Raw genomic sequence first — 26,326 nt, forward strand, 5'->3', positions numbered from 1 at the left:
AAGCAGAAGCCGAAAAAATCCGGCTTCTGCTTTTTTTCAACTTCGATTCAGGCGTTACAGACAGTCACGCACCGCCTGCCGCATCGCCGCCGATTTCGCCCACGGCGGCCCCTGGTACAGCGACACCCGGCTGCCATCCTTCGATTTCACGATATCGAGAATCTCGTCCGCCGTGATGATGCTTGGCGCGGTCAGGCGATAGCCGTTGGAAATGGCCATTTGTTTGGTATTGGAAATTTGCGCTTGCCACAACGGCAGCACGCACGCGGCGTATTCCTTTGGCGGCTTGGCGCTGTATTTGCTGACATTGGGCTCACCCGGCACCAGGGACGCGGGCAATGAACAGCCCGCCAACATAGCCACCGCTACCCCCGCTATCAACATCCGCATGACGCTTCCTCATCCCGAAAAACGGCGAATGTAGCGCGTACCCGCTCAGACATCCAGCGAACGATCGACTAAAGCGACTTAACCGACGCGCGCCCTTGCAAACGCAACACCCCACACGGTAAACCGGACTAATCTTTCGTAGCGGGAATACGCAGGAGGTCATTATGTTGCTTAACGAATTCGAGAAGGAACTTCATCGCGACTTGCAAAGTGTGGAGTCGGATCTGCGGTGGTCGGCGGTAGAACTTTTGCGCCTGGCAGAGCAATTCCGCAAGGCTGGCAATGAGGTAGACGCCCAAGCAGCGCTCAGGTTGCATAAGGTGCTTGAGGGGGACGAAGAGCTACTGAAGACTTACGCCGAAGAAGTAAAGGCACGGCACATCAATCGAACGAAGGCTCACTGACCGGACCACTGCCATGAACAAGTCCCTGTTCGCATTGCTCGCCGTGCTGGCGGCGTCGGGCGGTTGCAGCACCGACTCACACGTCTACCGCAACCAGCCGCTGGTCGCCAAGGTCGAGCGCGGCATGAGCCAGGATCAGGTCGAGCAGATCGGCGGCAAACCGCTGGCCGTTACCGATCGCACGGTGGTGCCTGGCACCTGCTTTGACTACAAACTGATGCAGGACGGCCGCCAGCAACCCTACAACGTCAGCTTCAATGGCGCGGGCAAGGTGGATCACACCAGCTTCATGAGCTGCGCGGAATGGAGCAATGCCCAACGCAAAGCCAGAGAACCCTCTCACTCCACGAGCGGGATGGGCGGCATCGGAGGCAGCGGCTACTAGCCGAGCAGCCAATAAAAAGCCCCGACGCAGGCCGGGGCTACAGACACAAGATCGACTACTGATCAGTCGCCGGGCGTTTCGACCGCGCCTTGTAGGCCGGCAAAGACGCCGCGAACGCCAGTGCCTCTTCGCGGCTGGCGAAGGCGGCCAGGCGGTCACCTTTGGTGCACACCCGCCATGGGCCATGATTGACGCTGAGTACGTCGTAACCGTTCATGTGCATCTTGGTCAGCATCTCAATGCTCATAGTCACCTCCTTATTGGGCAGTGAACATCCACGATTGACTTGCCTACCCTACACCCGCTCTTTGCCCAAGTGCCGACCAGACGTCGCGATATTCGGTTGCACTTTCGCCTTGCACGACAACTCCAACCCTTCAAGCTCCCGGAATACAGGGCTTCGGCTCGAATATTGCATTTTTATGACTGTTTTGTGACAGCCGGGCAATCAGGTAACACATGAAAGTACGCGCCACCGTTATTTGCGAACAAGATCGACACGTGCTCCTGGTGCGCAAGCCCAGGTGTCGCTGGACTTTGCCCGGAGGAAAAGTCGAGCCCGGCGAAACCAAAATGGACGCGGCCATCCGGGAACTGGCGGAAGAAACCGGGCTGGGGGTCGACGGGATGCTGTACCTGATGGAGCTGGAAGACGGCAGCACCCGGCACCATGTCTACGAAGCGTCGGTGCTGAACCTCGACGAAGCCCGGCCACAAAACGAGATCATCGACTGCATGTGGCATCCGCTGGACGCCATCCATAACCTGAAAATCAGCGACGCCACGCTGCGGATCGTCAAGGCGTTTCAGCGCCGTTTGTAGGCCCCAGCCCCGGCCTCAGCCCTGATCGCCACCGCCGACCGGCATGATCATGCCGGTGATGTAGGAAGCCTCGTCGCTGGCCAGGAACAAGATAGCGCTGGCCTGCTCATCCAGCGTGCCGTAGCGTTTCATCCAACTGCTGTCGAGGGTCTGATCGACGATCTGCTGATACCAGACCTTTTCCTGCGCGCTTTGCCCGGCGCTGTTGCGCGGGATCACCCGTGGCGGCGCCTCAGTGCCACCCGGCGCCGTGGCATTGACCCGAACTCCGCGACCGGCGGTTTCGAATGCCAGACACGCGGTCAGCGCATTGACCCCGCCTTTCGCCGCGCCATACGGCACTCGATTGACGCTGCGGGTGGCGATAGACGAAACATTGACGATCGCCCCACTGCCTTGCTTGAGCATGAACGGCAGCGCGGCATGGCAACACCACAGCGTCGGGAATAGCGAGCGACGCACTTCGGCCTCGATCTGCGACGCTTCATAGTGTTCGAAGGGCTTGGCCCAGATCGTCCCGCCGACGTTATTGACCAGCACATCCAGCCGGCCAAAGCGCTCGACGGCGGTTTTCATGACGCGACTGCATTCGCTGTAGTCCTCAAGGTCAGCAGTCAGGGCGAGTACCTGGCTGCCCTGCCCCAATTGCTGTTGCACCTCGAATACCAGCTCGGAGCGATCAACCAGAATCAACCGCGCGCCCTCCGCCGCCATACGCTCAGCGACGCGCCGTCCAATGCCTTGGGCCGCCCCGGTTATCAGCACGACTTTTTCGTGGAATCTGTTCATACATACCTCCTTGCGCAAAACGCGATCTGTAGCAGCTGGCGAAGCCTGCGTTCGGCTGTGAAGCAGTCGTAAAACCTGAGCGCGAGGTCTTCCTGAAATACCGCGCGGCCTGATGTCACGACTGCTTCGCAGCCGAACGCAGGCTTCGCCAGCTGCTACAAAAATGTGTCGCGGCGAAGATGCTCATGCCGCGCTGGCTGCAAACTTCTCGTAGTAGAAATTCGCCGGGGCGATCCCTTGTTCGCGAATGTAGTGGCTGACGGCCTCGACCATCGGCGGCGGACCGCACAGGTAGACGTCGACATCGCCATCGTTCAGATGCCGCGGCTCGATGTGCTGGGTCACGTAGCCTTTGAGCGGATGCCGGCTGTCGGGGTTGGCCACGCAGGCGCTGAAACTGAAATTCGGGATGCGCGCGGCAAAGGCTTCCAGTCGATCGAGTTCCACCAGGTCGAAGTCGTTGGTCACGCCGTAGATCAGATGCAGCGGTTGCTCGCTGCCCTGCTCGGCGATTTTTTCCAGCATCGCGGTGAACGGTGCCAGTCCGGTGCCGCCCGCCAGCAACAACAGCGGACGGCGGATATCCCGCAGGTAGAAACTGCCCAACGGTCCGGCCAGGGTCATGCTGTCGCCAGCCTTGGCCATGCCGGTGAGGAAGCTGCTCATCAGGCCACCGGGCACGTTGCGAATCAGGAAACTGACCTCGCCATCGCGCTGCAACGAGCTGAAGGAATACGCGCGGGTCTGCTCGCTGCCGGGCACCCCGAGGTTCACGTACTGCCCCGGCAGAAACGCCAGTTTGCTCAGCGCCTCGCCCTTGATCGACAGCGCGATGGTGCTGTCGGACAGCTGGCGCACGGCGCTGATGGTCGCTTCAAAACTGGCCTGGCGGGTACGGCACACGCCCGAGGACACCGGGACCCGCACCACGCAATCACTCTGGGCGCGCATCTGGCAGGTCAGGACAAAACCTTGTTCGGCTTCGTCCGCGCTGAGGGCGTCTTCGATGTACTCCTCGCCCAGGTCGTAACGCCCGGCCTCGGCAAAACATTTGCAGGTGCCACAGGCGCCGTCGCGGCAGTCCAGCGGAATATTGATGCCCTGGCGGTACGCGGCATCGGCCACGGTTTCGCCGGGGCTGGCGTCGATGAAACGGGTAACGCCGTCTTCGAAATTGAATGCAATGGAATGCGTCATGACGGCGGCCTCACAAGTGATAGATATCGATGACCTGGCGAACGTAATCGTTCTTCAGGATCACTTTCTTGGCCTTGATCAGCGGGTTCTCGCCGCGCACATCAAGGGTGTAGAAACTGCTGCCGAAATAGCTGTCGACGGTCTTGTAGCGAAAACTCAGGGTGTGCCAGTTGAAGCGCACCTTGCACAGGCCGTCGGCTTGTTCCAGCAGCTCGATATTGCTGATGTTGTGCGAGGTGCGGGTGTCCGGAATGCTGGCGCTGGAGCGCTCGGTCTTGATACGGAAGATGCGGTCTTCCAGGCCCGTGCGGTTGCCGTACCAGATCAGCGAAATTTCCCGCTGTGGGTCTTCGGTGAGTTCGTCGTTGTCGTCCCAGGATGGCATCCAGAAGGACGCGTCGGCGGCGTACAGTTCCAGCCAGTCGTCCCATTGCTTGTCGTCGAGGTAGCGCGCTTCGCGGTAGAGAAAATCGCGCACGGTGTCGTAAGTGATGGTCATTGCACGGCCTCCACGGCGATCAGCTCGGGCTGTTCAGCAGCCAGGGCTTTGAGCATCGTCTGCTGCCAGTACTTGTGTTGCAGCACGAACAGGCCTTCGTCCTCAGTGCGCACGCCGCTGAGCAGCGGATGCAGATCGATTTCTTTGGCCGCTTCATCGGCGCCTTCGACCCAGTGCTCAGCGCCACGGGACATGTCATTCCAGGTGGTGACGCTGCCCTGATAACCGGTCTGGCAGGAACGAAACTCCTCCAGATCATCCGGCGTGGCCATGCCGCTGACGTTGAAGAAATCCTCGTACTGACGAATCCGGCTCGAACGGGCGTGGTCGCTTTCGCCTTTGGGGGCGATGCAATAAATGGTGATTTCCGTGCGGTTGACCGAGATCGGCCGGGCGATGCGAATCTGCGAGCTGAATTGATCCATCAGGTACACGTTCGGGTACAGGCACAGGTTGCGCGAATTCTCGATCATCCAGTCGGCACGGGCCTGGCCGAAGTCCTGGGCCAACTCGTCGCGGCGCTCGTACAGCGGACGGTCCTCGGGGTTCGACCAGCGAGTCCAGAGCAGCATGTGGCCTTTGTCGAACGAGTAAAAACCACCGCCTTGCTTGGCCCAGGTACCCGCGCTCATGGTCGGATTGCTGTCACCGGCCTCGCGCTGTTTGCGCTGGTTCTGAGTGGCCGCGTAGTTCCAGTGCACCGAGCTGACGTGGTAGCCGTCGGCACCATTTTCGGCGGTGAGTTTCCAGTTGCCTTCGTAGATGTAGCTGGAAGAACCGCGCAGCACTTCCAGGCCATCGGCGGACTGGTCGACGATCATGTCGATAATCTTCGCCGACTCGCCCAGGTGTTCCACCAGTGGCACCACATCGGCCTTGAGGCTGCCGAACAGGAAGCCGCGATAGGACTCGAACCGCGCGACTTTGGTCAGGTCGTGGGAGCCGTCGCAGTTGAAACTCGCCGGGTAACCCGCTTCGGCCGGGTCCTTGACCTTGAGCAGCTTGCCGGAGTTGTTGAAGGTCCAACCGTGGAACGGGCAGGTGTAGGAGCTTTTGTTGCCGGTCTTGTGCCGGCAGAGCATGGCGCCGCGATGGCTGCAGGCATTGATGAAGGCGTTGAGTTCACCGGCCTTGTTGCGCGCGATAAAGATCGACTGGCGGCCCATGGTGGTGGTGTAGAAATCGTTGAGGTTGGGGATCTGGCTTTCGTGGGCCAGGTACAGCCAGTTGCCTTCGAAGATGTGTTTCATCTCCAGATCAAACAACCGCGGATCGGTGAACATCTCGCGCTTGCAGCGATAGATGCCCTGTTCTTTGTCGTCTTCCAGCAGGGAGTGAAGGTATTCGGGTCGCAGGGACATGGCCGCCGCCTCCATTGTTTTTATTCAGGCAGGGCCATGCTAGGACGGGGGGATGGGGCGGACTATCCGATGGGTGCAGACCTTTATCCGGTTTGTGCAGCCCTGATCGTTCCCACGCTCTGCGTGGGAATGCAGCCCGGGACGCTCTGCGTCCCAAAAGCGGACGCGGAGCGTCCGTTGAGGCATTCCCACGCAGAGCGTGGGAACGATCATCAGAGGGTGGTGCCGGTGATTTAGTGCCGGCGCATGAGGGTGTCGGACGGCAGTTCGCCGAACTGTTTGCGGTAGCTGTCGGAGAACCGTCCCAAATGCAGAAAACCGTAATCCATCGCCACTTCGGTGACGTTGCGCACGTTGCAGGTCGGGTCGCTCAGACAGGCGTTGATGCGCTCAAGGCGTTTCTGGCGGATGTAGTTTTTCGGCGTGGCCCCGGCGTTGCGTTCGAACAAACCATAGAGCGAACGCACACTCATCCGTGCCTGGCGCGCCAGTTGTTCGCTGTCGATCTCCTGCTTGAGGTTGCGCGCGATGTAGTCGGCAATCACCTCGAACGTGGCCGACGGCGAGCCGAGGCTGACCCGGCTGACGTTGGTGTTCATCAGGCTGAGCATCTTGCTGACGATGATCTGCGCGTAGTGCTCCTGCACCTTGGGTATCTGCTCGGTGGCCTCGGCCTCCTGGCAAATCATCGCCAGCAGGTTGACGAAACCTTCCAGTTGATCGAGCTGATAACGGTTCTCCAGAAACCGCACGCCCTGCCCCGGATACCGCCAGCGTTGCTCATCGCACACCGACTCCAGTAAACGGGTCGGGACTTTGAGGATGAATTTTTCGCAATCGGCGGAATAGGTCAGGTCCACCGGATCGTCGGGATTGATCAGCAACAATTCGCCGGGCTCGAAGTAATGTTCCTGGCCATGTCCCCGCCACAGACAGTGGCCGCGCAGCAGCACTTGCAGGTGATAAATGCTTTCCAGCGCGCCGGAGGTGACCCGCACGCTGGCGCCATAGCTGATGCGGCACAGGTCGAGGCTGGCGAACTTGCGGTGATCGAGGCTGGCCAGCGGTCGGCCGACACGGGGCATCAGGATGCAATGGTTGCCGACGTGCTGATTGACGTAGCCCGACACTGCGTAAGGGTCGGCGTGGTCGAAAATTCTGCTGCGCTGACTCAACAGTTGCGCGTGCATCATCGGGTCACTCTCATTGTTGTTATCGGTTACGTCGGGCGATTCTAAGGCACCGGTCGCAACGCAGAAGGCCACGAGATAAACGGTCGGTTATCCCGTGGCCTGGTTCGGCTATTTAAAGCCCTCAGTCTTCCAGTGCGCGAACCCGCTCATGGCGTTGTTGCTCCTCGGGCTGGGCGGACGACTGCAAGGTGAAATCGAAGTCGATTTCGGCAAACCGGCCGCTGACACCGTGGGCCGCCGCCCGTTGTGGATCGTCGCTGAAGGTGATGTGGGCGATCAATTCATCGCGAGTGGCGTAGGCGAAGTCGTCGTGCAGGTATTGATCGCCATCCAGGTTGATCTGGGTGGTCAGGTGCCGATGATCCGGCGCCGAGATAAAGAAGTGGATATGCGCCGGGCGCTGGCCATGGCGGCCGAGTTGATCGAGCAGATGCTGGGTCGGACCGTCCGGCGGGCAGCCGTAGCCCGACGGCACGATGCTGCGAAAACGATAATGCCCCTCAGCGTCAGTGACGATGCGCCGACGCAGGTTGAACTCCGATTGCGTGGTATCGAAATACGAATAAGTGCCGCCGGTATTGGCGTGCCAGACATCCACCACCGCCCCGGTAAGCGGTTCGCCAGCGGTATTGCGCACCTGGCCTTGCATGAACAGCACCACGCCCGGGTCGACGCCGTCATCAAGTCGCGCCTCGCCGTCAGACAGCGGCGCACCGGCCACGTACAGCGGCCCTTCGATGGTCCGCGGCGTGCCACCGGCCTTGCCGGCCCGTTCGTCTTCGGCGTCCATCAACAGGTCGAGGTAATGCTCCAGGCCGAGCCCGGCCACCAGCAAACCCGCCTCCTGACGCGCACCCAGCACGTTGAGGTAATTGACCGCTTTCCAGAACTCCTCCGGGGTTACGGCCAGGTCTTCGATGATGTTCACCGAGTCGCGCAGGATGCGATACACCAGCGCCTTGACCCGCGGATCACCAGCCTCGTTGAGCAAACCGCTGGCCTCTTCGAGAAACTTCTGGGCACTGGCCGTGTGGGAAATCTTGACGTTCATGGGGGTTCCTCATCTTGTAGTTATTAGCGTAGCGAACTGAGCTGGCGGGGCTCAGCGGTCATCCTCGCGAATCGAAGAAGGATGCCGGCACATCGCGTCTATCTCGATGGCCATGTACGGAAACAGCGGCAGTTGCATCAGCAGATCGTGCAGTTCCTGGACGCTGTCGACATCGAACACGCTGTAATTGGCGTAGTGCCCGGCGATACGCCACAGGTGGCGCCATTTGCCCTGCTCTTGCAGGCGCTGGGCCAGGGCCTTTTCGTCAGACTTGAGCTGGGCGGCGTGCTCGGGGTTCATGTCGAGTGGCAGGTTCACGGTCATTTTTACGTGGAACAGCATGATGCGCTCCTCAGGCTTGATAGATGGCAGTGGACGTCTTGTCGCGCCGGAAAAACGCCAGGCGTTCTTCATCCAGGCTCAGGCCGAGGCCCGGCGTATTCGGCACGTGCAGTTCAAAATCGCGATAGACCAGAGGCTCGGCAAGTATGTCTTCGGTCAGCAGCAGCGGGCCGAACAACTCGGTGTCCCAGGCCAGTTTGTTCAGGGTGATAAAGGCATGGGCCGAGGCCAGCGTGCCGATCCCGCCTTCGAGCATGGTGCCGCCGTAGAGGCCGATGCCGGCGGCTTCGGCAATCGCGGCGGTTCGTAGCACAGCGCGCGGGCCGCCGTTCTTGGCGATCTTCAGGGCGAACACCGAGGCGGCGCCCTCCCGCGCCAGGTTGAAGGCGTCTTCCACGCATTCGATGGACTCGTCGGCCATAATCGGGGCCGGGCTGATGGCGTTCAGCCGTGCCATGCCGGCGCGGTTGTTGCGTGAGATCGGCTGTTCGATCAGGTCGATGCCGTTGCTGCCGAGAATCCGGCAAGCGCGCAGTGCAACCGCTTCATCCCAGGCCTGATTGACATCGACCCGCACGCTGGCGCGATCACCCAGGGCTTTCTTGATCGCGATGACATGGGCCAGGTCGCGATTGACCTCGCCGGCACCGATTTTCAGTTTGAAGATCCGGTGGCGGCGCAGGTCGAGCATTTTTTCCGCTTCGGCAATGTCTTGTTCGGTGTCGCCGCTGGCCAAGGTCCAGGCCACCGGCAGCGCCTCGCGAACCCGCCCGCCCAGCAACTCGCTGACCGGCAGGCCAAGGCGTTTGCCTTGGGCGTCGAGCAGCGCGGTTTCGATGCCGGACTTGGCAAACGTATTGCCGCGAATACTGCGTTCCAGGCGCAACATCGCCGCATTCACGTTGGCGCTGTCCTGGCCCAGCAGCAACGGCGCGAAATGTTGATCGATGTTGGTCTTGATGCTGTCGGGGCTTTCATTGCCATACGCCAGGCCACCGATGGTGGTGGATTCGCCGATGCCTTCGATGCCATCGGCGCAGCGCACACGGATGATCACCAGGGTCTGGTTCTGCATGGTGTGCATGGCGAGCTTGTGCGGGCGGATGGTCGGCAGATCGACGATGATCGTCTCGATCGATTCAATAGCTGTTGCACGCATGTCGATACCCGTCAGGTTCTTGAAGTTCTGAATCGGATTCTCATACGGCTTTTCCGTGGCGGCCAATATAGAATTGGTCTGGCTTGATACCTTAAAGGTATTCAACCCATACGCATCTGGAGGTCCCATGGAACTGCGTCACCTGCGTTACTTTCAGGTCGTGGCTCGCACGCTCAACTTCACCCGCGCCGCCGAGCAGCTGCACATCGCCCAGCCGCCCCTGAGCCGGCAGATCCAGCACCTGGAAGACGAACTTGGCGTGCAATTGCTGGAACGTGGGCGGCCGCTGAAGCTGACCGACGCCGGGCGGTTTTTCCATGAGCATTCGAGTGCGTTACTGGAGCAATTGGGCAAGGTCTGCGACAACACACGGCGGATCGGCCTCGGCGAAAAGACCTGGCTGGGCATCGGGTTTGCGCCGTCGACGCTCTATGGCGTACTGCCGGAACTGATTCGCCGCCTGCGCAACCATGAGCATCTGGAACTGGAACTGGGATTGTCGGAGATGACCACCCTGCAACAGGTGCAGGCGCTCAAGGCCGGGCGCATTGATGTGGGTTTCGGTCGAATTCGCATCGACGACCCGGCGATCATCCAGACCGTACTGACCGAGGATCGCCTGGTCGCCGCCCTACCCGCCGGTCACCCGCTGCTCGCGGGTCCGATCAGCCTGCGGGAACTGGCGAAGGAACCGTTCGTGCTTTACCCTGGCAACCCGCGACCGAGCTATGCCGACCACGTGATCGCGCTGTTCGAATCCTATGGCGTGAGCATCCATGTGGCGCAATGGACCAACGAGTTGCAAACGGCAATTGGTCTGGTCGGTGCTGGCATCGGCGTTACCCTGGTCCCTGCCTCGGTGCAACTGCTGCACCGCGACGACATCGGCTTCACACCACTGCTGGAAGACAACGCCACTTCGCCGATCATCTTGAGCCGACGGGTGGGCGACGTGTCGCCGGGGTTGAATCATTGTTTGCAGATGATTGATGAATTGTTGCCACGGGATAAAGCGAGCGATGAATAACCTGTGGCTTAAAAGTTAATCCCTTCAGCCGGCAAACGCCCGGCGCCCCGCGCGCATTTCGGTGCGAAGTTCGCCAATCAGGTTGGAAATGTCGCGAACTGTGGTCAGGCGCGAGGGCGAGACATAGGGCAGCAACAGATCGATCCGCCCGGTGGCGAGGTCGTAGACCTTGATCCGCAACGAGCCATCAGGGTTCTCCGTGCAGTCGCACGAGAGTGGACGGAAACCGGACTGCAAAATGCCGCAAAGCTCTGGAATCGAAACCATGACGGGTGCCTCCATGGCGATTGATCGGATTAAGCCTGCTCAGCATAGATCCGCTTTCACCAATCTGCCCCCGCAAACGCCAACAATTACTGCGATCGGGTTAGCACTTTGGCGAACATTCAGTGGGAATCCCCATCCCAGAGCCAGTTCCAGATCCCAGGCAACTGCACCGGCTCCGCACTTTCGCTGACGGTGCGGGCCATGGCCGCGCGCTGCAATTGCCCTTGATCGTCGTAAAACGGCTTCGGCGCGGTTTTCACCCCGGTGGCCTGGGCGCTGTCGAGGAGGATTTGCAGGTATTCGCGGGTATGCCGGGCGGTGTAGCGATTGAGGTCGTGGAAGGTCACCACCACCGGAATCACCCCGTCGACCGTGGGCAGTTCACCTTTGGCGATACGCTCGCGCACTTCGGACAACTGCAGCAGCATATTCGCTCGGCGCCGAGGGCTGGCGTTGAAGCCCCAGATCTTGCCGTCATTGGCACTCACGTCGGTCAACAACACGTGCATACCGTGGCGTTGATAGGCGGCGAAGGTGCGCTTGTCGTAATTCCAGAACGGCGGACGCACCAGGGTCGGCGGTGCCCCGGTAATCGCGGCAATGTCAGCACTGCCTTTGCTCAGGGACTGTTCCAGTTCTTCAGGGTCCAGCGAACGATGATTGGTGTGCGAGTGAGTGGCTGTGTGAAAGCCGAGGATCTGCCCTTCGGCGTGCTCGCGTTGCATGACCCGACGGCCGATGTCGCTGTCGCCGGCCCGTGGCGCGCCGGTCTGGACGAAGAACACCGCTTTGATGTTCGGTTGCACCGGGTTTTGCGCGAGGCTGTCGAGTACGGTTTCGGTCGGGTTCCAGAAGCTTGACGCGCTGGGGCCGTCATCAAAGGTCAGTACAAACCGGATCGGCGCCTGGGCTTGCAGGCTCTGTTGTGTCTGCGGGGTCAGTTCGATGGGTGCCGCGATGCAGCCTGCCAGCCCGATAGCCAGGGCGAGCGCCGAGAGAACCTTGAACAGTTGCGTCATGTTTTGCCTTGGGCCAGACCGTTGCGGTCATCACGTTAATGGCAAAAACCCCTCGCCCGGTGATCCTCCAATGGACCCGCAGGTGGCTGCGGGCTCAGGTTGGATAAGGGTACACACTGTTTGGTTCACGCGCTTACGGTTTAGTGTGTCAGTGCCCGCTGGAATGAGTTATCGATGATCGGCGCCGTGGCCAAGGCTGCCGGCAGTGCCTTGACCTTGAACAGGAAGTCCGCGGTGCTTTGCAGATCGGCGGCGGCTTGCTGATCGACCGGGCCGACGGTCATGTGCGCCTGGCGCAACCAATGGCGGGAGACGTCCTGGTCGAGGTTGGCCTTCTTCGCCCAGAGATCGGCGTACTCGTCGGTGTGGTTGTCGACCCAGGCCCGGGCCTTTTTCAGGCGCCCGAGGAAGTCGGCGATGGCTTCGCGTTTGCTGTCGATGGATGGCGTTGAAGCGGCAATCGCGCTGAGGCCGGGCATCAGGTTCTTCGCGGTGAGAATCGGCCGGGCGCCGGAGAACAGAATCTGTTGCGAGATGTACGGTTCCCACACCGGGAACGCATCGATACTGCCCTGGGGCAATGCCGCCGCCGCATCAATGGGCATCAACTTGATGAAGTCGACGTAGTTCTCCGGCAGGTTGGCGCTCTCCAGGGCGCGTAAGGTCAATTGCTGGCTCCAGGCGCCGGGCCAATAGGCGACTTTCTTGCCCTTGAGGTCGGCGATGGTCTTGACCGGCGAGTCCTTGGGCACCAATAAAGCGATGGTGTCCGGGTTCTGCCGCGATACGCCGATCAGCTTCACCGGCGCCTGTTTCGCGGCGAGGAACAGAAAGCCCGAATCGCCGAGAAAGCCCAAGTCCAGTGCGCCGGTATTCAGCGCTTCGGCCAGGGGCGCGGCGGCCTGGAAGTGTTTCCAGTCGACGGTGTAAGGCGCTCCTTCCAGCACACCCGAGGCCTCGACCGAAGCGCGGACGTTGTAGTAGTTCTGGTCTCCGACGTGCAGGACGACGGGCTCGGCGGCGTAGGCAAAAGGTGCGCTGAATAGCACGCTGATCAGCAGGCTGCGCAGGAATCGGGACGGGGTCATCGGTGGCTCCGGGAGGTGTTGTTTCGATAGACCATAACGCTCTTACTACAAGCTTTTTAAATTCGATTTATGCATAAGCTCATGACCTGTACAGCGCGGTGTTCGCCCAGCAACAGTGGCGAAACAGACTGTTGCGCTGGGTACATCGATTGACCCCTCCAAGCCCCGCAAAGCCCCGGAAACCGGTGAAATCCGCCACATGGCACAGAGCCTGCAATATTCCTTTTATGCAGGAAGCATTCATTAAAACCATTAATCAGGACATAAGAATCCCGTTGCCTTGCCGGAGTTTCATCCATGAGTACCCTGTTCCGTTTCCCCAAAGCCAGGCACCTGATCAGCGCCGTCGCCATCGCCCTGAGTTTGCAACCCCTGGCCCAGGCTGCCGAAACCACCCCGGCCGAAGTGCATCTGGATTACGCCTATTACTCACCGGTCAGCCTGGTGCTCAAGCACTTCGGCTTCGTGGAAAAAGCCCTGCCCCAGACCAAGGTTGGCTGGGTATTGAGCCAGGGCAGCAACCGCTCGCTGGAATACCTCAACAGCGGCGGCGTGGATTTCGCCTCCTCCGCCAGCCTCGCGGCGGTGTTGAGTCGCGCCAACGGCAGCCCGATCAAGTCGGTGTACGTTTACAGCCGCGCCGAATGGACCGCGCTGGTGGTGCGCAAGGATTCGCCCTACAAGACCGTGGCCGACCTCAAAGGCAAGAAAATCGCCGCCACCAAGGGCACCGACCCGTACTTGTTTACCCTGCGCAGCCTGCAACAGGCCGGGCTGAGCAAGGACGATGTGGAACTGGTGCATTTGCAGCACCCGGACGGTCGCACCGCGTTGGAAAAAGGTGACGTCGACGCCTGGGCCGGGCTCGATCCGCACATGGCCGCGAGCCAGGTCCAGGCCGGTTCGCGGTTGCTGTATCGCAACACCCATTTCAACAGTTACGGCGTGGTCAGCGTCACTGACAGCTACGCCAAGGAACACCCGAAAACCATCGAAAGCGTGCTCAACGCCTATGAACAGGCGCGGGAATGGGCGGTGAAGAACCCGGAAGAATTGGCCAAGTTGCTCGCCACTGAATCCGGCCTGCCGCTGGAAGTGGCGAAGCTGCAATTGTCGCGCACTGATTTGAGCAGTCCGCAATTGACGGCCAAGGATGTGATTGCTTCCAAGGCTGCGGCGCCGATTCTGGTGTCGGAAGAGTTGGTTCGCAAAGGGGTGAACGTTGGTCAGGTTATTGATCAATTGATCGACACCAAGGAAACCGTGGCCCGTCAATAAAGAACGCAGCCCCCCTGTAGGGGGCTGTGATCTGCCTGGAGAACCCCATGACCAGCAAAAGCAAAGACCTCCCCGCGCACTTGGCACTACCTGCCCCTCGTCGACTGAATAATGCCTGGCAACTGCGCCTCAAAGGCCTGGCCCTGCCGGTACTGATCATCCTGATTCTGGAACTGGTCGTGCGCATCGGCTGGCTCCCCTCCTACCAAATGCCCGCCCCCAGCGAAGTGGCCCTGACCCTGCGCGACTTGGCCGAAGGCGCGCTGTGGAAGCACATCAGCGCCAGTCTGTTGCGGGTGCTGCTGGGCTTTGCCATCGGCGCCAGCCTGGCCCTGGTGTTTGCCGCGTGGGTCGGTTTGAGCCGCGAAGCCGAAGCTTATCTGGAGCCGACCTTCGCCGGTCTGCGTTCGATTCCGAGCCTGGCCTGGGTACCGCTGTTGCTGCTGTGGCTGGGCATCGACGAAACCTCGAAAATCGTCCTGATCGCCATCGGCGCCTTCTTCCCGGTGTACCTCAACGGCGTTTCGGCGATTCGCGACATCGACCGCAAACTGGTGGAAGTCGGGCAGATGTACGGCTTCAGCCGCGCTCGCCTGGTGCGGCGAATTTTGCTGCCCGCCGCCCTGCCCGGCCTGTTCACCGGGTTGCGCAGCGGCATGAGCCTGGCCTGGATGTTCCTGGTGGCCGCCGAACTGATCGCTGCGACCAAAGGCCTCGGTTATTTGCTCAGCGACGGCCGTGAAACCTCGCGCCCGGACATCGTGCTCGCCGCGATCATTGTGCTCGCGGTGCTGGGCAAACTCAGCGACGGCATCCTCGCCAGCCTGGAGAAACGTTTCCTGGCCTGGCGCGACACCTTCAACGGCCAAAGCGCGGAGGATTGAGCCATGACCGAACACCTTTTGGATATTCGCGTGGAGCGCAAAACCTTCGCCACCACCACGGTGCTCAACAACATTCATCTGCAATTGAAACCCCGGGAAACCGTGAGCCTGCTCGGCCCCAGTGGTTGCGGCAAAAGCACCTTGCTGCGGATCGTCGCCGGGCTGGAAAAGGACTTTCAGGGCGAACTGAAAAACAATGCCGGTGAAGTGGCGTTCGTGTTTCAGGAACCGCGCCTGATGCCGTGGCTGACGGTGGAGCAAAACATCGGTTTCAGCGCCGACAGCCATTACGACAAGGGCTGGGTCGCGCAATTGATCGAAGAAGTCGGCCTCGGCGGTTTCGCCCAGGCGCTGCCCAAAGCCCTGTCCGGCGGCATGGCGCAACGGGTGGCGATTGCTCGCGGGCTGTATTCGCGCCCGCAGGTGTTATTGCTGGACGAACCGTTCAGCGCGGTGGACGCCTTCACCCGGATGAAACTCCAGGACCTGCTGCTGCAACTGGCCGAGCGCCACGCCATCGCCCTGCTGCTGGTGACCCACGATGTCGATGAAGCGCTGTACCTGAGCGACCGGGTGTTGGTGATGGACAATCGGCCGAGCCGCATTCGACAGGAACTGGCGGTGGAGCTGGCGCATCCCCGTGATCGTCGCGATCCGCTGCTGGCGCAGCTCAAGGCCTTGTCGTTGACCGAGTTGCAGCGCGCCCACGTCATCTAAGCTGAAATCTCCAGTGGGAGGTTTCGCAGATGTGCGGACGACTGTCGCAGTACCGAGGCATTCACGACTTCGTGGCGGTGTTGAGCATTCCCGACGCGCTGATCAACCACGTCGGCGATGAGCCGCTGGCCCGCTACAACGCCGCGCCCACGACGCAACTGGCGCTGTTTCATCGGCAAAGCGATGGGCTGCACGCCGACAACGTGCGCTGGGGCTGGCGTCCGCACTGGGCGAAGGATCGCGCGGCACCGATCAATGCCCGGGTCGAGAAAGTCGCCCATGGCCCGTTTTTCCGCGCCATCTGGCCGCACCGGGCCATTTGCCCGATCGACAACTGGTTTGAATGGGTCGATGCCGGGGATTCGACGCGCCAGCCGTGGCTGATCCGTCATCGCGACCACACACCGATTTACTGCGCAGCCATCGGTCAGTTTCCGGCCGCGGGTGCCGAGCCTCGGGACGACGACGGTTTTGTCATCATCACCGCCGACGCCGCAGGCGGCTTGCTCGACGTCCACGACCGACGCCCGGTGGTGTTGTCGGCAGAGCTGGCGCGGGAATGGCTCGACCCGGCCACGCCCAGGGAGCGTGCGGAACAGATGGTGTTGATGCAGGGCGAAACCAGCGACAGTTTCCAGTGGTACAGGGTGGGTAAGGCCGTGGGCAATGTTAGAAACCAGGGCGCCACGTTGATTGACGAGCTGCCTTGACGGTTATCCAGCGAGCCTGAGTACCCTTACTGAAAAGTTGCCTATATAACCAACGCACTCAAACGTTACATCAAGTGTTTCAAGCACGAGACACCACTATAACTGCGGCTGTTTGACGCATAACCGCCGGTCTGACATTTCAAACGTCATACATACATTCAACAGGACTACAGATAGCATGCGCGCCGCATTTCCATAAGCATGCCCAGTTGACCAAAGAGTCAACAACCTCAGGAAATCCCTACAATTTTTACACGCCTTGCAGAGAAATAAGTTGCGCGACGATTTTGCAATCAAACAAGTCGACGGGTTGGAGTGTGTCTATCTTTCGATGACAGAACACTTGCAACTCAACTGCTTTATCGGCAATTACATAAAAACTCGAAACCTGCGCTCGGTCGCTGATATCGAGGGCATTCTGCGCTCCACGCTGCAACACTATCCGGGCAAACCGCCGGTGATGGTGAATGAAGTCAACGCCTGGATCGACAAGACCCTCGGTTACCGCGCCGCCCACCCCGACTTCCCTCAGCTGGAAGACGCCTGACGCCACGCTCGCGGGTCATACGGCAGAAGAACTGAACGAACCCGCCCTGCAAACACTCTGAACATTGAGGCCACGCTGGCCTCTTGTTTTTCAGGCGCCCCTATTTCTGCATGACGCTTGCACCGCAAATCTTTCTGAATTCTCCGCTCAACGACTAAGCCGATGGCCTGGCTGGCTCCAAAAAGGAATACATGAGCGAACTTGTCCCTTATGCCGTGCATTACCTGCTCGACGGTGTGCGACAACACTTTTTCAAACTGGCGGCGGGGTTTTCCGATGTAGAAGCGATCCATTCGGCTTCTGCTCACGCCTATCCCGAATCCGAGCGCAAGATTGCCTCCCACGCGAGCCTCGAAACGGCGCGCGATAAAGCTCAGCAATTGGGTATTACGCAGATTCGCTGGAATGAGGCGATTTAAAGCATCGATGCAAAAAAGATCGCAGCCTCCGTTGGCCCCCACAATCTCGTAGGCACTGCCGAAGGCTACGATCTTTTGTTCTTTCTCAGGGATTAAGCGGAATCTCTACATCACGGTCCGACAATTCCTTGCCATCGTCCGGATGCTTCCAGTCCGGCGTCGATCGCCGTTGCCGCTGGATCTCCTCTTCGCTCGGTTCATCCGTGTCTTCATCCATGTCCGGCTGCTTGGGTTCGGTTGCCATGTCCACCTCTCTTCCTGAAGGGATATCAACTTCAAGCGTAGAACACTTCCGTGCGCCCGGCTCACAGCCACCAACGCAGCAAAAAGAAGAAGCCCATGCTCAACAGCATGCTGAGCAACGTACTGCGCGTGTAAATCACCAACCCCACCGCCACCAACGAACTGAGCAGATAAGGGTTATCCCACTGCAAATTCAGCTGTTTGTCCGGCATGAACACAATCGGCCCGCAGATCGCCGTAAGCATGCCCGGCACCGCGAACCCGAGAAATTGCCGTGCATTGCTGCTCAACCGTAGCGGCAATCGCGGTTCGAGGAACACATAGCGGTTTAAAAATACCAGCACACCCATGCCGATAATCACTACCCAAACGATCATGTGCGCTCCCGATACAGCTTGTTGCAGATAAACCCGGCGGTCATGCCCGCCAGCCCCGACAACACCAGGGCCGAGCCCCATTGCCAATAGCTGAACAGCACCGAACAGAACAGCGACACCGCCACGCAGACCACCGTTGGCACGTTGCGCACCACTGGCGTGATCAGGGCGATAAAGGTCGCGGCGATGGAGAAGTCCAGGCCCAGATGTTCCAGCCCCGGAATGCTGCTGCCCAGGACGATGCCGGCCAGGGTGAACAGGTTCCAGGCGATGTAGAACGTCAGCCCCACGCCCAGGGCGTACCAGCGATTGAACTGTTGTTTGTCGTGTTGGCTGGTCAGCGCGAACAGTTCATCGGTGAGCAGAAAGCCCAGCCCCACCCGCCAACGACCCGGTAACGGTGAAATCACCGAACGCATGCTCATCCCGTACAGCAAGTGCTGGGAGGTCAGCAGCAGCGTGGTCAACAGAATCGAAAAGACCCCGGCGCCACCCTTGAGCATGCCAATCGCGACCAGTTGCGCGGCACCGGCAAACACGATGCTCGACAAGCCCTGGCCTTGCAGCGGCGTGAGGTTGGCCTCGATGGCCATCGAGCCGGCCAGCAGCCCCCAGGGCGCGGTGGCCAGGGACAACGGCATGATCGCCGCCGCGCCACGCAAAAACGCGCTGCGCGGCATGAGTGAGTTCGACATAACGCTCTACAACCTGGGGAAAGACCGCCGACTGTGCCAGCAGACGCGGCCGAAGGCTTGAACAATCTTGCGCACTTGTGGCGTTCGCACTGAATTGATAGAGCGCAGGCCACCGGCCCGAGTAACATGGCGCTATTCACTTGAAGAGTCAGGGAGTCGACATGCTTTACCGAATCGCCGCCGACGGGTTGGTGCTGTTTCACCTGTTGTTCATTCTGTTCGTGCTGTTCGGCGGGCTGCTGGTGCTCAAATGGCGCCCGCTGATCTGGTGGCACCTGCCTGCCGCTGCGTGGGGTGTAATCGTGGAAGTCTTCCACCTGACCTGCCCGCTGACCTATTGGGAAAACCTGATGCGCGAGGCGGCAGGGCAAACCGCGTATGGCGGCGGTTTCATCGAGCACTACGTGTTGCCGGTCATTTACCCGGCCGGGCTGACCCCGGCGATTCAACTGGGGCTGGGCAGCGTGGTGCTGGCCGTCAACTTGGCGGTTTATGTGCGGTTGATCCGGACGTGGAAATTGCGTAGAGCCGCTTAACCAACACCGCCCCCGTAGGAGCAAGGCTTGCCCGCGATAGCGCCAGCACGGTTAACATGGATCCTCAGGCAGATCGCAGTGGCCGCATCGCGAGCAAGCTTTGCTCCTACAGTTCTGCCGTGACTGCTTTGTCTTATCTCAGTTGGCAATCACGCTCATGTTCCGGCCACTGGCCTTGGCCACGTATAACGCCTTGTCCGCCGCACTGACCAGGTCGTCAGGCGTGGCTTGCGACGCCGGGTCGTAAGCGCAGACACCCAGACTGACCGTGACCATGCCATCGGCACTTTCACTGTGCTCGATGCTCGCCAGTTGCACCGCGCGGCGGATTTTTTCCGCCACCAGGAACGCCCCGACATAGTCGGTGCCGGGCAACACCACCGCAAACTCCTCGCCGCCATAGCGCACGGCCAGATCGCCGGGGCGCTTGATGTTATCCGTGATGATCGCGCTGATCTGGCGCAAACACACATCGCCCGCCACGTGCCCGTAGTGATCGTTGAACAGCTTGAAGTGATCGACATCAATCATCAGCAATGCCAGGCCGGTCTGGCTGCGCCGGGCGCGGCCCATTTCCGCGACCATGAACAGATCGAACTGGCGCCGATTGGCCAGTCCCGTCAGCGCATCTTCCAGCGCCAGCAACTCAAGGCTGCGATTGACCTCGATGAGTTTTTCCTGGGCGTCGAGCAATACGCGTTGAATGTGATTCTGCTGCTTCATGACACGGATAAGCCGATAACCGAGTGCGCCAAGGATCCCCAGCAGCAAGGCCACGATGATTGCACTGTTTATGGACTGCTGGCGCCAGCCGCTCAGCACTTCCTGCTTGTTGAGGGCCGTAAAGACAATGAGCGGATAGCCGTCGACCCGACGAAATCCCACCACCCGCTCGACGCCATCGATGACCGACTTGACCGTTGCCGTACCGGAATTGCCAATGGGCAACAATTGGGTGAACAGCGGGCCCTTGGCGACGCTGCTGCCGATATCGGATTCGTTGAACGGTCGGCGCACGACGATAGTGGCATTGTTGGCGATCAGGTTGATCACGCCGTTCTCGCCCATGTCGATGCTGTCGTACAAATCCAGGAAATGGTTGAGATAGATCGTTGCCAGCGCCACGCCGGCGAAACTGCCGTCGGGATGATTGATCCTTCTCGACACCGTCATGATCCAGTCGCCGGTTGAACGGCTCTTGATCGACGGGCCGATATGAGGGCCCCGGTCGGAATGATCGCGATGGAAGATAAAGTACTCGCGGTCGGAGTTGCTGGCGCCCGGCATATTGGGACCATTGGAGTTGGCAAGCCAATGGCCGTTTTCGTCGAAAATGAACAAACCATGAAGTTGGGTCAACTCGCTGCGCTGGGCACTGAGCAAACGTTGCAAACGCGGCACCTGCGCCTGACTCATACCCTCGTTTTCAAGGCGATCCACCAGGGAAAACAGCAGCGTATCGGCCTGCTTGATCGAGGCTTGCGCCTGGGAGGCCAGTGTCTGCGCCAGGTTGGACATCGCCACTTCTTTGTCATGCAAGTGGTAATGACGCGAATTCCAGGCCTCCCAGATCGCCAAGGCAGTCATGGACAAGCACACCGCCAGCAGCAGCACCACCGCATAACGAACCTTGAGCTTGGCCTCGACCTGCTCGGCGAGCAACACCGCGCCAGACTCCAGGGCCTGGATATGAACCTTTACGGCTGGATGTCCCATGACGTTCCCTGAGTCTTGATGTAGAGGCGATGCTTCCTGATCGCTCTTGGGTCAAATGACCGCTTTATTATGCCCGATCATGGATCAGATTAGCTGATGTCGCGCTTTCAATGCCCAAACCGTCAGCGCAATCGCGAACACCGACGGCAACGTCACCGCCGCAAGATCCACCCGCAACGCCTCCGAAACCCTGGATCCCATACTGCAGATTGTGCCCACACCACGGTTCAGCGCGGCGTCTGTTTCAGCGCTTCAAGCCATTCCGGGTTCAAGCGCGTCTGCTCGGTGTCGAGGCCCAACGCTTCCATCCGCGCCTTATGCTGGTCCATTTCGCGGGTGAGTTGGCTGTGGTCGCTGGAGTTGGCGTCCAGTTCATGCATCTGGTGCAGCCCCAGGTGATAGAAACGCAGCAGCTTCATGGCGTCCGGATCATCCTTTTCCACCGCCGCCGTCACCTGATGCATGACATTGGTGACGCTCATCAGGCTGCGCTTGAGCCGCCAGCCATAGACGGCGGGCGCCATCCATTCCTCGTGCCAGAACCGGCCGCGCATCAGCGCTGCCATCAGCAACACCGCGACAAACACGCCGCCGACGTTAAAGCGCAGGTTGTCGCCGCCAGGCTCGCCGAACAGCGCCACCGCCGCGGTCGACAGCACCATCGCCAGCGCCAGGAAAATCAGGGCGATGATCACCGTGCTGCGCCGGGTCTGGCGTCGAAAGGTTTCGGCATTCATCGGCTGGATTTCGAACATAGTGGCAAGCGTCCTTGAATCAGTGAGCGAAAAGAGTGCGGGGCATTATCGCCTCTGCGGGGGATTTAGCTATGCTGGGGCTCCTTTTCATCTTTTCATCGTCAAACGGGGAACATGGCGAGACTGCGCAGTTCGTGCCATCTTCTTTCATGGATACATTTTATTCGGATGCCAATCGCTCCTCCTGTATGACTGGCATCGTTTTAAGGATCATTGAATGTCTCAACGCCAAGTAATCAATGCCTCGGTCAGCCCTAAAGGCAGCCTGGAAACCCTGTCCCAACGCGAAGTTCAGCAATTGAGCGAAGCCGGTTCCGGCAGCACCTACACCCTGTTCCGCCAGTGCGCCCTGGCCATCCTCAACACCGGCGCCCACGTTGATAACGCCAAGACCATCCTCGAAGCCTACAAGGACTTCGAAATCCGCATTCACCAGCAGGACCGTGGCGTACGCCTGGAACTGCTGAACGCCCCGGCCGACGCCTTCGTCGATGGCGAAATGATCGCCAGCACCCGGGAAATGCTGTTCAGCGCCCTGCGCGACATCGTCTACACCGAAAACGAACTCGACGCCCAGCGCATCGACCTGAGCACCTCGCAAGGCATCAGCGACTACGTCTTCCACCTGCTGCGCAACGCCCGCACCCTGCGCCCCGGCGTCGAGCCGAAGATCGTGGTGTGCTGGGGCGGCCACTCGATCAACACCGAAGAATACAAATACACCAAGAAAGTCGGCCACGAACTGGGCCTGCGCAGCCTCGACATCTGCACCGGTTGCGGCCCCGGCGTGATGAAAGGCCCGATGAAAGGCGCGACCATTGCCCACGCCAAGCAGCGTATCCACGGCGGCCGCTACCTCGGGCTGACCGAGCCGGGGATCATCGCCGCCGAAGCGCCGAACCCGATCGTCAATGAACTGGTGATCCTGCCGGACATCGAAAAACGCCTGGAAGCCTTCGTGCGCGTCGGCCACGGCATCATCATCTTCCCGGGCGGTGCCGGTACCGCCGAAGAGTTCCTGTACCTGCTGGGCATCCTGATGCACCCGGACAACAAAGGCCTGCCTTTCCCGGTGGTGCTGACCGGGCCGAAGCATGCGGCGCCGTATCTGGAGCAACTGGACGCGTTCGTTGGCGCCACCCTGGGTGACGCCGCGAAACAGCACTACACCATCATCATCGACGACCCGGCGGAAGTGGCGCGGCACATGACGGCCGGGCTCAAAGAGGTCAAGCAGTTCCGCCGCGAGCGCAACGATGCGTTCCACTTCAACTGGCTGCTGAAGATCGACGAAGGCTTCCAGCGCCCGTTCGACCCGACCCACGAAAACATGGCCAGCCTGCAACTGAGCCGCAGCCTGCCGGCCCACGAACTGGCAGCCAATCTGCGCCGCGCGTTCTCCGGTATCGTCGCCGGCAACGTCAAGGACAAGGGCATCCGCCTGATCGAAGAACACGGGCCCTACCAGATCCGTGGCGACGCAGCGGTGATGCAACCGCTGGACCAACTGCTCAAGGCCTTCGTCGCCCAGCACCGGATGAAACTGCCGGGTGGCGCGGCGTATGTGCCGTGTTATCAAGTGGTTGCATAACAAACATGAAGTAAGCCTTTACGTTGATCGTTCCCACGCTCTGCGTGGGAATGCAGCCCGGGACGCTCCGCGTCCCAGAAGCGGACGCAGAGCGTCCGTTGAGACATTCCCACGCAGAGCGTGGGAACGATCATGCGTCTTTCATGAGCGCCGCAGCCGCAATAGCGGGAGCTTCCAAAACGGTACTCACCACGCCATATTCCTACGCGGACGCGTGGGAACGATTAATGCGTTACAGGTGATCCGCATCAATCACCGCCTTGGCGAAGGCCTGCGGATCTTCCTGCGGCAGGTTGTGGCCGATACCGCCATTGATCAGCCGGTACTCATACTTGCCGGTAAAGCGCTTGGCGTAGTCCTCGGCAGCCGGATGCGGCGCGCCATTAGCGTCACCTTCCATGGTGATGGTCGGCACGGTGATGTTGGGTGCCTTCGCCAGTCGCTGTTCCAGCGCTTCATATTGCGGTTCGCCCTGGACCATGCCCAGGCGCCAGCGGTAGTTGAAGACGGTGATCGCGACATGATCGGGGTTATCCAGCGCCGCTGCGCTGCGGTCGAAGGTGGCGTCGTCGAAGGTCCATTTCGGCGAGGCGGTTTGCCAGATCAACTTGGCGAAGTCGTGGCGGTTCTTCTCGTAGCCGGCCTCGCCACGGTCGGTGGCGAAGTAGAACTGATACCACCATTGCAATTCGGCCTTGGGCGGCAATGGATTTTTGCCCGCGGCCTGGTTGCCGATCAGGTAGCCACTCACCGCCACCAGCGCCTCGACCCGCTCCGGCCACAGTGCCGCGACGATGTCCGCCGAGCGCGCGCCCCAGTCGTAGCCGCCCAACACGGCTTTCTTGATTTTCAGCGCGTCCATGAAGTCGATGACATCACTGGCCAGCGCGGCGGGCTGGCCGTTGCGCAGGGTCTTGTCCGACAGGAAATGCGTATCGCCATAGCCGCGCGCATACGGGATCAGCACCCGGTAACCCTTGGCCGCCAGCAATGGCGCCACTTCGCTGTAGCTGTGAATGTCGTAGGGCCAGCCGTGCAGCAGAATCACCACCGGACCGTCCGCCGGGCCAACCTCGGCGTACGCCACATTCAGCAACCCGGCGTTGACGTGATTCAGCGCGCCGAACGGGTCGGCCTTGAGGGTGGCGGCGCTGGCCGTCACCGGCTCCGCGATTTTAACATCGGCCTGGGCCGAAAATGCCGCAACGTTCAAGACCGCAAAGAAGCTGGCTGTAGCGAGTGTGTTCCAGTTCATGGTGATTTCCTCAGGGCTGCCAGTGAAGAGCGTTGCGAGGTCAGTCGCCTTGGCTCGATGGATCCCATTCAATCGCCCCGAGGTATCTGCCATGTGTCGTAAAAACCCCGCTATTAAGGCGTAAGGTGTCAAACAGGGCCCCGGATACAGTGTGATACAAAGCCCATGGGCAAGCAGGCCGTCGCTCCCTAAAATGCCAACGAGCAAATAATAAGAGGGTTGGGCAATGGAACATGTGAACCACATTCTGATTGTCGACGACGATCGCGAGATCCGCGAGCTGGTCGGCAATTACCTGAAGAAAAACGGCCTGCGCACCACCGTAGTCGCCGACGGCCGGCAGATGCGGCATTTCCTGGAATCCAATCAAGTCGATCTGATCGTGCTCGACATCATGATGCCCGGCGACGACGGCCTGGTGCTGTGCCGGGAATTGCGCTCGGGCAAGCACAAAGCCACGCCAATCCTGATGCTCACCGCGCGCAACGATGAAACCGACCGCATCCTCGGCCTGGAAATGGGCGCCGACGATTACCTGACCAAACCCTTCGCCGCCCGCGAACTGCTGGCGCGGATCAACGCCGTGCTGCGCCGCACCCGCATGCTGCCGCCGAACCTGCTGATCACCGAAACCGGCCGGCTCCTGGGTTTTGGCCGTTGGCGCCTGGACACCAGCGCCCGCCACTTGCTCGACGAAGACGACACCATGGTCGCCCTCAGCGGCGCCGAATACCGCCTGCTGCGGGTGTTCCTCGATCACCCGCAACGGGTGCTCAGCCGCGACCAGTTGCTCAACCTGACCCAGGGCCGCGATGCCGACCTGTTCGACCGCTCCATCGATTTGCTGGTGAGCCGCCTGCGCCAGCGGCTGCTGGATGACTCCCGGGAACCGACCTACATCAAGACCGTGCGCAGCGAAGGCTATGTGTTTTCCTATCCGGTGGAATTGCTCGGCGAGCAAACATGAAAGGCGTTTTGTATCCGTCTGTATAAGAACCCGCGATAGATACGAAGCAGCCGATTTCGTGGCGTTGCGGCACACATCACCGATACACCCCGGCGTTTAACTGTGACCACCAGATAGCACTGACCCACTCGGTGCTGCTGACTCACTCAACTTAAACGCACGGAGAATCACCCATGTTCAACTTCTCGAAAGTCTCGTCCCTGGCACTCGGTCTGGCACTGGTTGGCGGCCTCGGTCTGTCGAACCTGGCTTCGGCCAACACCCAAGCGGTGTCGCACACCTCGACCCAGCAACTGCTGGTGGAAGGTGGCTCGGATCGCCTGCAACAGAATCGCGTCGCTGAAGGCGGTGCCGATCGTTTGCAAGCGTTGCGTGAGCGTGTGGCTGAAGGTGGTTCCGATCGCCTGATCCAGAACCGCGTGGCCGAAGGTGGCGCCGACCGTCTGCAAGAACTGCGCGAACGGGTGGCGCTGATCAGCCCGAGCAATGCAGTACGCGGCGGTGTCGTGGTTGCGGAAAACCGTCCGGAATTCGGCTCGAAATATCAGCGCTACTGATCACGATCTACAACACGCCCGAAATCTACTGTGGGAACGAGCCTGTTCCCACAGGGGTTTTACGCTGGATCAACACGCTCGATATC

Annotated in this window: 32 protein-coding genes and 1 pseudogene; 14 read left to right on the plus strand and 19 right to left on the minus strand. The window is 60.3% G+C overall.

Annotation, left to right across the window (positions count from 1 at the left end; genetic code table 11):
• Window positions 1-54: 54 nt before the first annotated feature.
• A complete protein-coding gene (locus HKK53_RS06535) occupies window positions 55-390 on the minus strand; it encodes a hypothetical protein (protein WP_169370092.1) in 336 nt (111 codons plus the stop codon).
• Between the two features lie 164 nt (window positions 391-554).
• Between HKK53_RS06535 and HKK53_RS06540 the strand changes: the two genes are divergently transcribed.
• The gene (locus HKK53_RS06540; protein WP_169370093.1) at window positions 555-794 is read left to right on the plus strand and encodes a hypothetical protein; all 240 of its coding nucleotides are present in this window, start codon (window positions 555-557) and stop codon (window positions 792-794) included.
• 13 nt (window positions 795-807) lie between these two features.
• Window positions 808-1,179, plus strand: coding sequence for an osmotically-inducible lipoprotein OsmE (osmE, locus tag HKK53_RS06545; RefSeq protein ID WP_169370094.1), 372 nt, complete (start codon window positions 808-810; stop codon window positions 1,177-1,179).
• A gap of 55 nt (window positions 1,180-1,234) precedes the next feature.
• Here the strand turns inward: osmE and HKK53_RS06550 are convergent, their stop codons facing one another.
• Entirely contained in the window at window positions 1,235-1,426 is a 192-nt protein-coding gene (locus HKK53_RS06550; protein ID WP_169370095.1) for a DUF2188 domain-containing protein, read from the minus strand.
• Window positions 1,427-1,638: 212 nt separating this feature from the next.
• Between HKK53_RS06550 and HKK53_RS06555 the strand changes: the two genes are divergently transcribed.
• On the plus strand, window positions 1,639-2,001 hold the full coding sequence (locus HKK53_RS06555; protein ID WP_169370096.1) for an NUDIX hydrolase: 363 nt from the start codon (window positions 1,639-1,641) through the stop codon (window positions 1,999-2,001).
• A gap of 15 nt (window positions 2,002-2,016) precedes the next feature.
• Here HKK53_RS06555 and HKK53_RS06560 read toward each other — a convergent pair whose 3' ends face one another.
• The 8 genes from HKK53_RS06560 to HKK53_RS06595 form a co-directional block, all read right to left on the minus strand.
• A complete protein-coding gene (locus tag HKK53_RS06560; protein ID WP_169370097.1) occupies window positions 2,017-2,790 on the minus strand; it encodes a 1,6-dihydroxycyclohexa-2,4-diene-1-carboxylate dehydrogenase in 774 nt (257 codons plus the stop codon).
• A 183-nt stretch (window positions 2,791-2,973) separates the two neighbouring features.
• Entirely contained in the window at window positions 2,974-3,987 is a 1,014-nt protein-coding gene (benC, locus tag HKK53_RS06565) for a benzoate 1,2-dioxygenase electron transfer component BenC (RefSeq protein WP_169370098.1), read from the minus strand.
• Window positions 3,988-3,997: 10 nt separating this feature from the next.
• On the minus strand, window positions 3,998-4,486 hold the full coding sequence (gene benB, locus HKK53_RS06570) for a benzoate 1,2-dioxygenase small subunit (protein ID WP_169370099.1): 489 nt from the start codon (window positions 4,484-4,486) through the stop codon (window positions 3,998-4,000).
• Window positions 4,483-5,847, minus strand: a complete 1,365-nt coding sequence (gene benA, locus HKK53_RS06575; RefSeq protein WP_169370100.1) for a benzoate 1,2-dioxygenase large subunit — start codon at window positions 5,845-5,847, stop codon at window positions 4,483-4,485. Before benA ends, benB begins: the two co-directional genes overlap by 4 nt.
• Before the next feature lie 233 nt (window positions 5,848-6,080).
• Complete coding sequence (locus tag HKK53_RS06580; RefSeq protein ID WP_169370101.1) at window positions 6,081-7,040, minus strand: AraC family transcriptional regulator; 960 nt, start codon at window positions 7,038-7,040, stop codon at window positions 6,081-6,083.
• A 121-nt stretch (window positions 7,041-7,161) separates the two neighbouring features.
• Entirely contained in the window at window positions 7,162-8,091 is a 930-nt protein-coding gene (gene catA, locus HKK53_RS06585) for a catechol 1,2-dioxygenase (protein ID WP_169370102.1), read from the minus strand.
• Window positions 8,092-8,142: 51 nt separating this feature from the next.
• A complete protein-coding gene (gene catC, locus HKK53_RS06590) occupies window positions 8,143-8,433 on the minus strand; it encodes a muconolactone Delta-isomerase (protein WP_169370103.1) in 291 nt (96 codons plus the stop codon).
• Between the two features lie 10 nt (window positions 8,434-8,443).
• Window positions 8,444-9,592: a muconate cycloisomerase family protein gene (locus tag HKK53_RS06595; protein ID WP_169374192.1), complete on the minus strand. Its 1,149-nt coding sequence runs from the start codon at window positions 9,590-9,592 to the stop codon at window positions 8,444-8,446.
• 127 nt (window positions 9,593-9,719) lie between these two features.
• Here HKK53_RS06595 and HKK53_RS06600 point away from each other — a divergent pair, with 127 nt between their 5' ends.
• Complete coding sequence (locus HKK53_RS06600) at window positions 9,720-10,619, plus strand: LysR family transcriptional regulator (RefSeq protein ID WP_169370104.1); 900 nt, start codon at window positions 9,720-9,722, stop codon at window positions 10,617-10,619.
• 24 nt (window positions 10,620-10,643) lie between these two features.
• Here HKK53_RS06600 and HKK53_RS06605 read toward each other — a convergent pair whose 3' ends face one another.
• The 3 genes from HKK53_RS06605 to HKK53_RS06615 all read right to left on the minus strand — a co-directional run bounded on the left by HKK53_RS06605 (window position 10,644) and on the right by HKK53_RS06615 (window position 12,993).
• Window positions 10,644-10,886, minus strand: coding sequence for a DUF1652 domain-containing protein (locus HKK53_RS06605; protein WP_169370105.1), 243 nt, complete (start codon window positions 10,884-10,886; stop codon window positions 10,644-10,646).
• Window positions 10,887-11,005: 119 nt separating this feature from the next.
• Window positions 11,006-11,905 carry a polysaccharide deacetylase family protein gene (locus tag HKK53_RS06610; protein ID WP_169370106.1) on the minus strand — a complete coding sequence of 300 codons (900 nt, stop codon included), beginning with the start codon at window positions 11,903-11,905 and terminating at the stop codon, window positions 11,006-11,008.
• Between the two features lie 140 nt (window positions 11,906-12,045).
• Entirely contained in the window at window positions 12,046-12,993 is a 948-nt protein-coding gene (locus tag HKK53_RS06615) for an ABC transporter substrate-binding protein (protein WP_169370107.1), read from the minus strand.
• A 297-nt stretch (window positions 12,994-13,290) separates the two neighbouring features.
• Between HKK53_RS06615 and HKK53_RS06620 the strand changes: the two genes are divergently transcribed.
• From HKK53_RS06620 to HKK53_RS06645, 6 genes and pseudogenes are all read left to right on the plus strand, one after another.
• Window positions 13,291-14,271 (plus strand): aliphatic sulfonate ABC transporter substrate-binding protein, encoded by a 981-nt coding sequence (locus HKK53_RS06620; RefSeq protein ID WP_169370108.1) that lies wholly within the window; start codon window positions 13,291-13,293, stop codon window positions 14,269-14,271.
• Window positions 14,272-14,318: 47 nt separating this feature from the next.
• Complete coding sequence (locus HKK53_RS06625; RefSeq protein WP_169370109.1) at window positions 14,319-15,155, plus strand: ABC transporter permease; 837 nt, start codon at window positions 14,319-14,321, stop codon at window positions 15,153-15,155.
• Window positions 15,156-15,251: 96 nt separating this feature from the next.
• A pseudogene (locus HKK53_RS06630) lies at window positions 15,252-15,872 on the plus strand (ABC transporter ATP-binding protein); the annotation flags it as partial.
• A 29-nt stretch (window positions 15,873-15,901) separates the two neighbouring features.
• Window positions 15,902-16,582: an SOS response-associated peptidase family protein gene (locus HKK53_RS06635; protein ID WP_169370111.1), complete on the plus strand. Its 681-nt coding sequence runs from the start codon at window positions 15,902-15,904 to the stop codon at window positions 16,580-16,582.
• 274 nt (window positions 16,583-16,856) lie between these two features.
• Window positions 16,857-17,129, plus strand: a complete 273-nt coding sequence (locus HKK53_RS06640) for a hypothetical protein (RefSeq protein ID WP_169370112.1) — start codon at window positions 16,857-16,859, stop codon at window positions 17,127-17,129.
• A gap of 191 nt (window positions 17,130-17,320) precedes the next feature.
• Window positions 17,321-17,548 (plus strand): DUF6555 family protein, encoded by a 228-nt coding sequence (locus HKK53_RS06645; protein WP_169370113.1) that lies wholly within the window; start codon window positions 17,321-17,323, stop codon window positions 17,546-17,548.
• Window positions 17,549-17,633: 85 nt separating this feature from the next.
• Here HKK53_RS06645 and HKK53_RS06650 read toward each other — a convergent pair whose 3' ends face one another.
• The 3 genes from HKK53_RS06650 to HKK53_RS06660 form a co-directional block, all read right to left on the minus strand.
• Window positions 17,634-17,792 (minus strand): hypothetical protein, encoded by a 159-nt coding sequence (locus HKK53_RS06650; RefSeq protein ID WP_169370114.1) that lies wholly within the window; start codon window positions 17,790-17,792, stop codon window positions 17,634-17,636.
• Between the two features lie 61 nt (window positions 17,793-17,853).
• Window positions 17,854-18,168, minus strand: a complete 315-nt coding sequence (locus HKK53_RS06655) for an AzlD domain-containing protein (protein ID WP_169370115.1) — start codon at window positions 18,166-18,168, stop codon at window positions 17,854-17,856.
• Window positions 18,165-18,863: an AzlC family ABC transporter permease gene (locus HKK53_RS06660; RefSeq protein ID WP_133836102.1), complete on the minus strand. Its 699-nt coding sequence runs from the start codon at window positions 18,861-18,863 to the stop codon at window positions 18,165-18,167. Before HKK53_RS06660 ends, HKK53_RS06655 begins: the two co-directional genes overlap by 4 nt.
• A gap of 161 nt (window positions 18,864-19,024) precedes the next feature.
• Between HKK53_RS06660 and HKK53_RS06665 the strand changes: the two genes are divergently transcribed.
• A complete protein-coding gene (locus HKK53_RS06665; RefSeq protein WP_169370116.1) occupies window positions 19,025-19,399 on the plus strand; it encodes a DUF2784 domain-containing protein in 375 nt (124 codons plus the stop codon).
• Between the two features lie 138 nt (window positions 19,400-19,537).
• Here the strand turns inward: HKK53_RS06665 and HKK53_RS06670 are convergent, their stop codons facing one another.
• Both HKK53_RS06670 and HKK53_RS06675 read right to left on the minus strand, forming a co-directional pair.
• Window positions 19,538-21,115, minus strand: a complete 1,578-nt coding sequence (locus HKK53_RS06670; protein ID WP_169370117.1) for a sensor domain-containing diguanylate cyclase — start codon at window positions 21,113-21,115, stop codon at window positions 19,538-19,540.
• A 227-nt stretch (window positions 21,116-21,342) separates the two neighbouring features.
• Window positions 21,343-21,870 carry a DUF3087 domain-containing protein gene (locus HKK53_RS06675; protein ID WP_169370118.1) on the minus strand — a complete coding sequence of 176 codons (528 nt, stop codon included), beginning with the start codon at window positions 21,868-21,870 and terminating at the stop codon, window positions 21,343-21,345.
• Window positions 21,871-22,087: 217 nt separating this feature from the next.
• Here HKK53_RS06675 and ppnN point away from each other — a divergent pair, with 217 nt between their 5' ends.
• Window positions 22,088-23,461 (plus strand): nucleotide 5'-monophosphate nucleosidase PpnN, encoded by a 1,374-nt coding sequence (gene ppnN, locus HKK53_RS06680; protein ID WP_169370119.1) that lies wholly within the window; start codon window positions 22,088-22,090, stop codon window positions 23,459-23,461.
• A 232-nt stretch (window positions 23,462-23,693) separates the two neighbouring features.
• Here the strand turns inward: ppnN and HKK53_RS06685 are convergent, their stop codons facing one another.
• A complete protein-coding gene (locus tag HKK53_RS06685; protein WP_336604963.1) occupies window positions 23,694-24,716 on the minus strand; it encodes an alpha/beta fold hydrolase in 1,023 nt (340 codons plus the stop codon).
• Window positions 24,717-24,942: 226 nt separating this feature from the next.
• Here HKK53_RS06685 and HKK53_RS06690 point away from each other — a divergent pair, with 226 nt between their 5' ends.
• Together HKK53_RS06690 and HKK53_RS06695 are read left to right on the plus strand one after the other, a co-directional pair.
• Window positions 24,943-25,683 carry a response regulator gene (locus HKK53_RS06690; RefSeq protein ID WP_169370120.1) on the plus strand — a complete coding sequence of 247 codons (741 nt, stop codon included), beginning with the start codon at window positions 24,943-24,945 and terminating at the stop codon, window positions 25,681-25,683.
• A 173-nt stretch (window positions 25,684-25,856) separates the two neighbouring features.
• Complete coding sequence (locus HKK53_RS06695) at window positions 25,857-26,240, plus strand: hypothetical protein (protein WP_169370121.1); 384 nt, start codon at window positions 25,857-25,859, stop codon at window positions 26,238-26,240.
• Window positions 26,241-26,326 lie beyond the last annotated feature (86 nt).

This window comes from Pseudomonas sp. ADAK7, from assembly GCF_012935675.1.
Lineage (GTDB): Bacteria > Pseudomonadota > Gammaproteobacteria > Pseudomonadales > Pseudomonadaceae > Aquipseudomonas.

Bases quoted from the DNA above. Each gene is read 5' to 3' on its own strand.
- HKK53_RS06535 (WP_169370092.1), bottom strand. From the start codon at position 390: ATGCGGATGTTGATAGCGGGGGTAGCGGTGGCTATGTTGGCGGGCTGT.
- HKK53_RS06540 (WP_169370093.1), top strand. From the start codon at position 555: ATGTTGCTTAACGAATTCGAGAAGGAACTTCATCGCGACTTGCAAAGT.
- osmE (WP_169370094.1), top strand. From the start codon at position 808: ATGAACAAGTCCCTGTTCGCATTGCTCGCCGTGCTGGCGGCGTCGGGC.
- HKK53_RS06550 (WP_169370095.1), bottom strand. From the start codon at position 1,426: ATGAGCATTGAGATGCTGACCAAGATGCACATGAACGGTTACGACGTA.
- HKK53_RS06555 (WP_169370096.1), top strand. From the start codon at position 1,639: ATGAAAGTACGCGCCACCGTTATTTGCGAACAAGATCGACACGTGCTC.
- HKK53_RS06560 (WP_169370097.1), bottom strand. From the start codon at position 2,790: ATGAACAGATTCCACGAAAAAGTCGTGCTGATAACCGGGGCGGCCCAA.
- benC (WP_169370098.1), bottom strand. From the start codon at position 3,987: ATGACGCATTCCATTGCATTCAATTTCGAAGACGGCGTTACCCGTTTC.
- benB (WP_169370099.1), bottom strand. From the start codon at position 4,486: ATGACCATCACTTACGACACCGTGCGCGATTTTCTCTACCGCGAAGCG.
- benA (WP_169370100.1), bottom strand. From the start codon at position 5,847: ATGTCCCTGCGACCCGAATACCTTCACTCCCTGCTGGAAGACGACAAA.
- HKK53_RS06580 (WP_169370101.1), bottom strand. From the start codon at position 7,040: ATGATGCACGCGCAACTGTTGAGTCAGCGCAGCAGAATTTTCGACCAC.
- catA (WP_169370102.1), bottom strand. From the start codon at position 8,091: ATGAACGTCAAGATTTCCCACACGGCCAGTGCCCAGAAGTTTCTCGAA.
- catC (WP_169370103.1), bottom strand. From the start codon at position 8,433: ATGCTGTTCCACGTAAAAATGACCGTGAACCTGCCACTCGACATGAAC.
- HKK53_RS06595 (WP_169374192.1), bottom strand. From the start codon at position 9,592: ATGCGTGCAACAGCTATTGAATCGATCGAGACGATCATCGTCGATCTG.
- HKK53_RS06600 (WP_169370104.1), top strand. From the start codon at position 9,720: ATGGAACTGCGTCACCTGCGTTACTTTCAGGTCGTGGCTCGCACGCTC.
- HKK53_RS06605 (WP_169370105.1), bottom strand. From the start codon at position 10,886: ATGGTTTCGATTCCAGAGCTTTGCGGCATTTTGCAGTCCGGTTTCCGT.
- HKK53_RS06610 (WP_169370106.1), bottom strand. From the start codon at position 11,905: ATGACGCAACTGTTCAAGGTTCTCTCGGCGCTCGCCCTGGCTATCGGG.
- HKK53_RS06615 (WP_169370107.1), bottom strand. From the start codon at position 12,993: ATGACCCCGTCCCGATTCCTGCGCAGCCTGCTGATCAGCGTGCTATTC.
- HKK53_RS06620 (WP_169370108.1), top strand. From the start codon at position 13,291: ATGAGTACCCTGTTCCGTTTCCCCAAAGCCAGGCACCTGATCAGCGCC.
- HKK53_RS06625 (WP_169370109.1), top strand. From the start codon at position 14,319: ATGACCAGCAAAAGCAAAGACCTCCCCGCGCACTTGGCACTACCTGCC.
- HKK53_RS06635 (WP_169370111.1), top strand. From the start codon at position 15,902: ATGTGCGGACGACTGTCGCAGTACCGAGGCATTCACGACTTCGTGGCG.
- HKK53_RS06645 (WP_169370113.1), top strand. From the start codon at position 17,321: ATGAGCGAACTTGTCCCTTATGCCGTGCATTACCTGCTCGACGGTGTG.
- HKK53_RS06650 (WP_169370114.1), bottom strand. From the start codon at position 17,792: ATGGCAACCGAACCCAAGCAGCCGGACATGGATGAAGACACGGATGAA.
- HKK53_RS06655 (WP_169370115.1), bottom strand. From the start codon at position 18,168: ATGATCGTTTGGGTAGTGATTATCGGCATGGGTGTGCTGGTATTTTTA.
- HKK53_RS06660 (WP_133836102.1), bottom strand. From the start codon at position 18,863: ATGTCGAACTCACTCATGCCGCGCAGCGCGTTTTTGCGTGGCGCGGCG.
- HKK53_RS06665 (WP_169370116.1), top strand. From the start codon at position 19,025: ATGCTTTACCGAATCGCCGCCGACGGGTTGGTGCTGTTTCACCTGTTG.
- HKK53_RS06670 (WP_169370117.1), bottom strand. From the start codon at position 21,115: ATGGGACATCCAGCCGTAAAGGTTCATATCCAGGCCCTGGAGTCTGGC.
- HKK53_RS06675 (WP_169370118.1), bottom strand. From the start codon at position 21,870: ATGTTCGAAATCCAGCCGATGAATGCCGAAACCTTTCGACGCCAGACC.
- ppnN (WP_169370119.1), top strand. From the start codon at position 22,088: ATGTCTCAACGCCAAGTAATCAATGCCTCGGTCAGCCCTAAAGGCAGC.
- HKK53_RS06685 (WP_336604963.1), bottom strand. From the start codon at position 24,716: ATGAACTGGAACACACTCGCTACAGCCAGCTTCTTTGCGGTCTTGAAC.
- HKK53_RS06690 (WP_169370120.1), top strand. From the start codon at position 24,943: ATGGAACATGTGAACCACATTCTGATTGTCGACGACGATCGCGAGATC.
- HKK53_RS06695 (WP_169370121.1), top strand. From the start codon at position 25,857: ATGTTCAACTTCTCGAAAGTCTCGTCCCTGGCACTCGGTCTGGCACTG.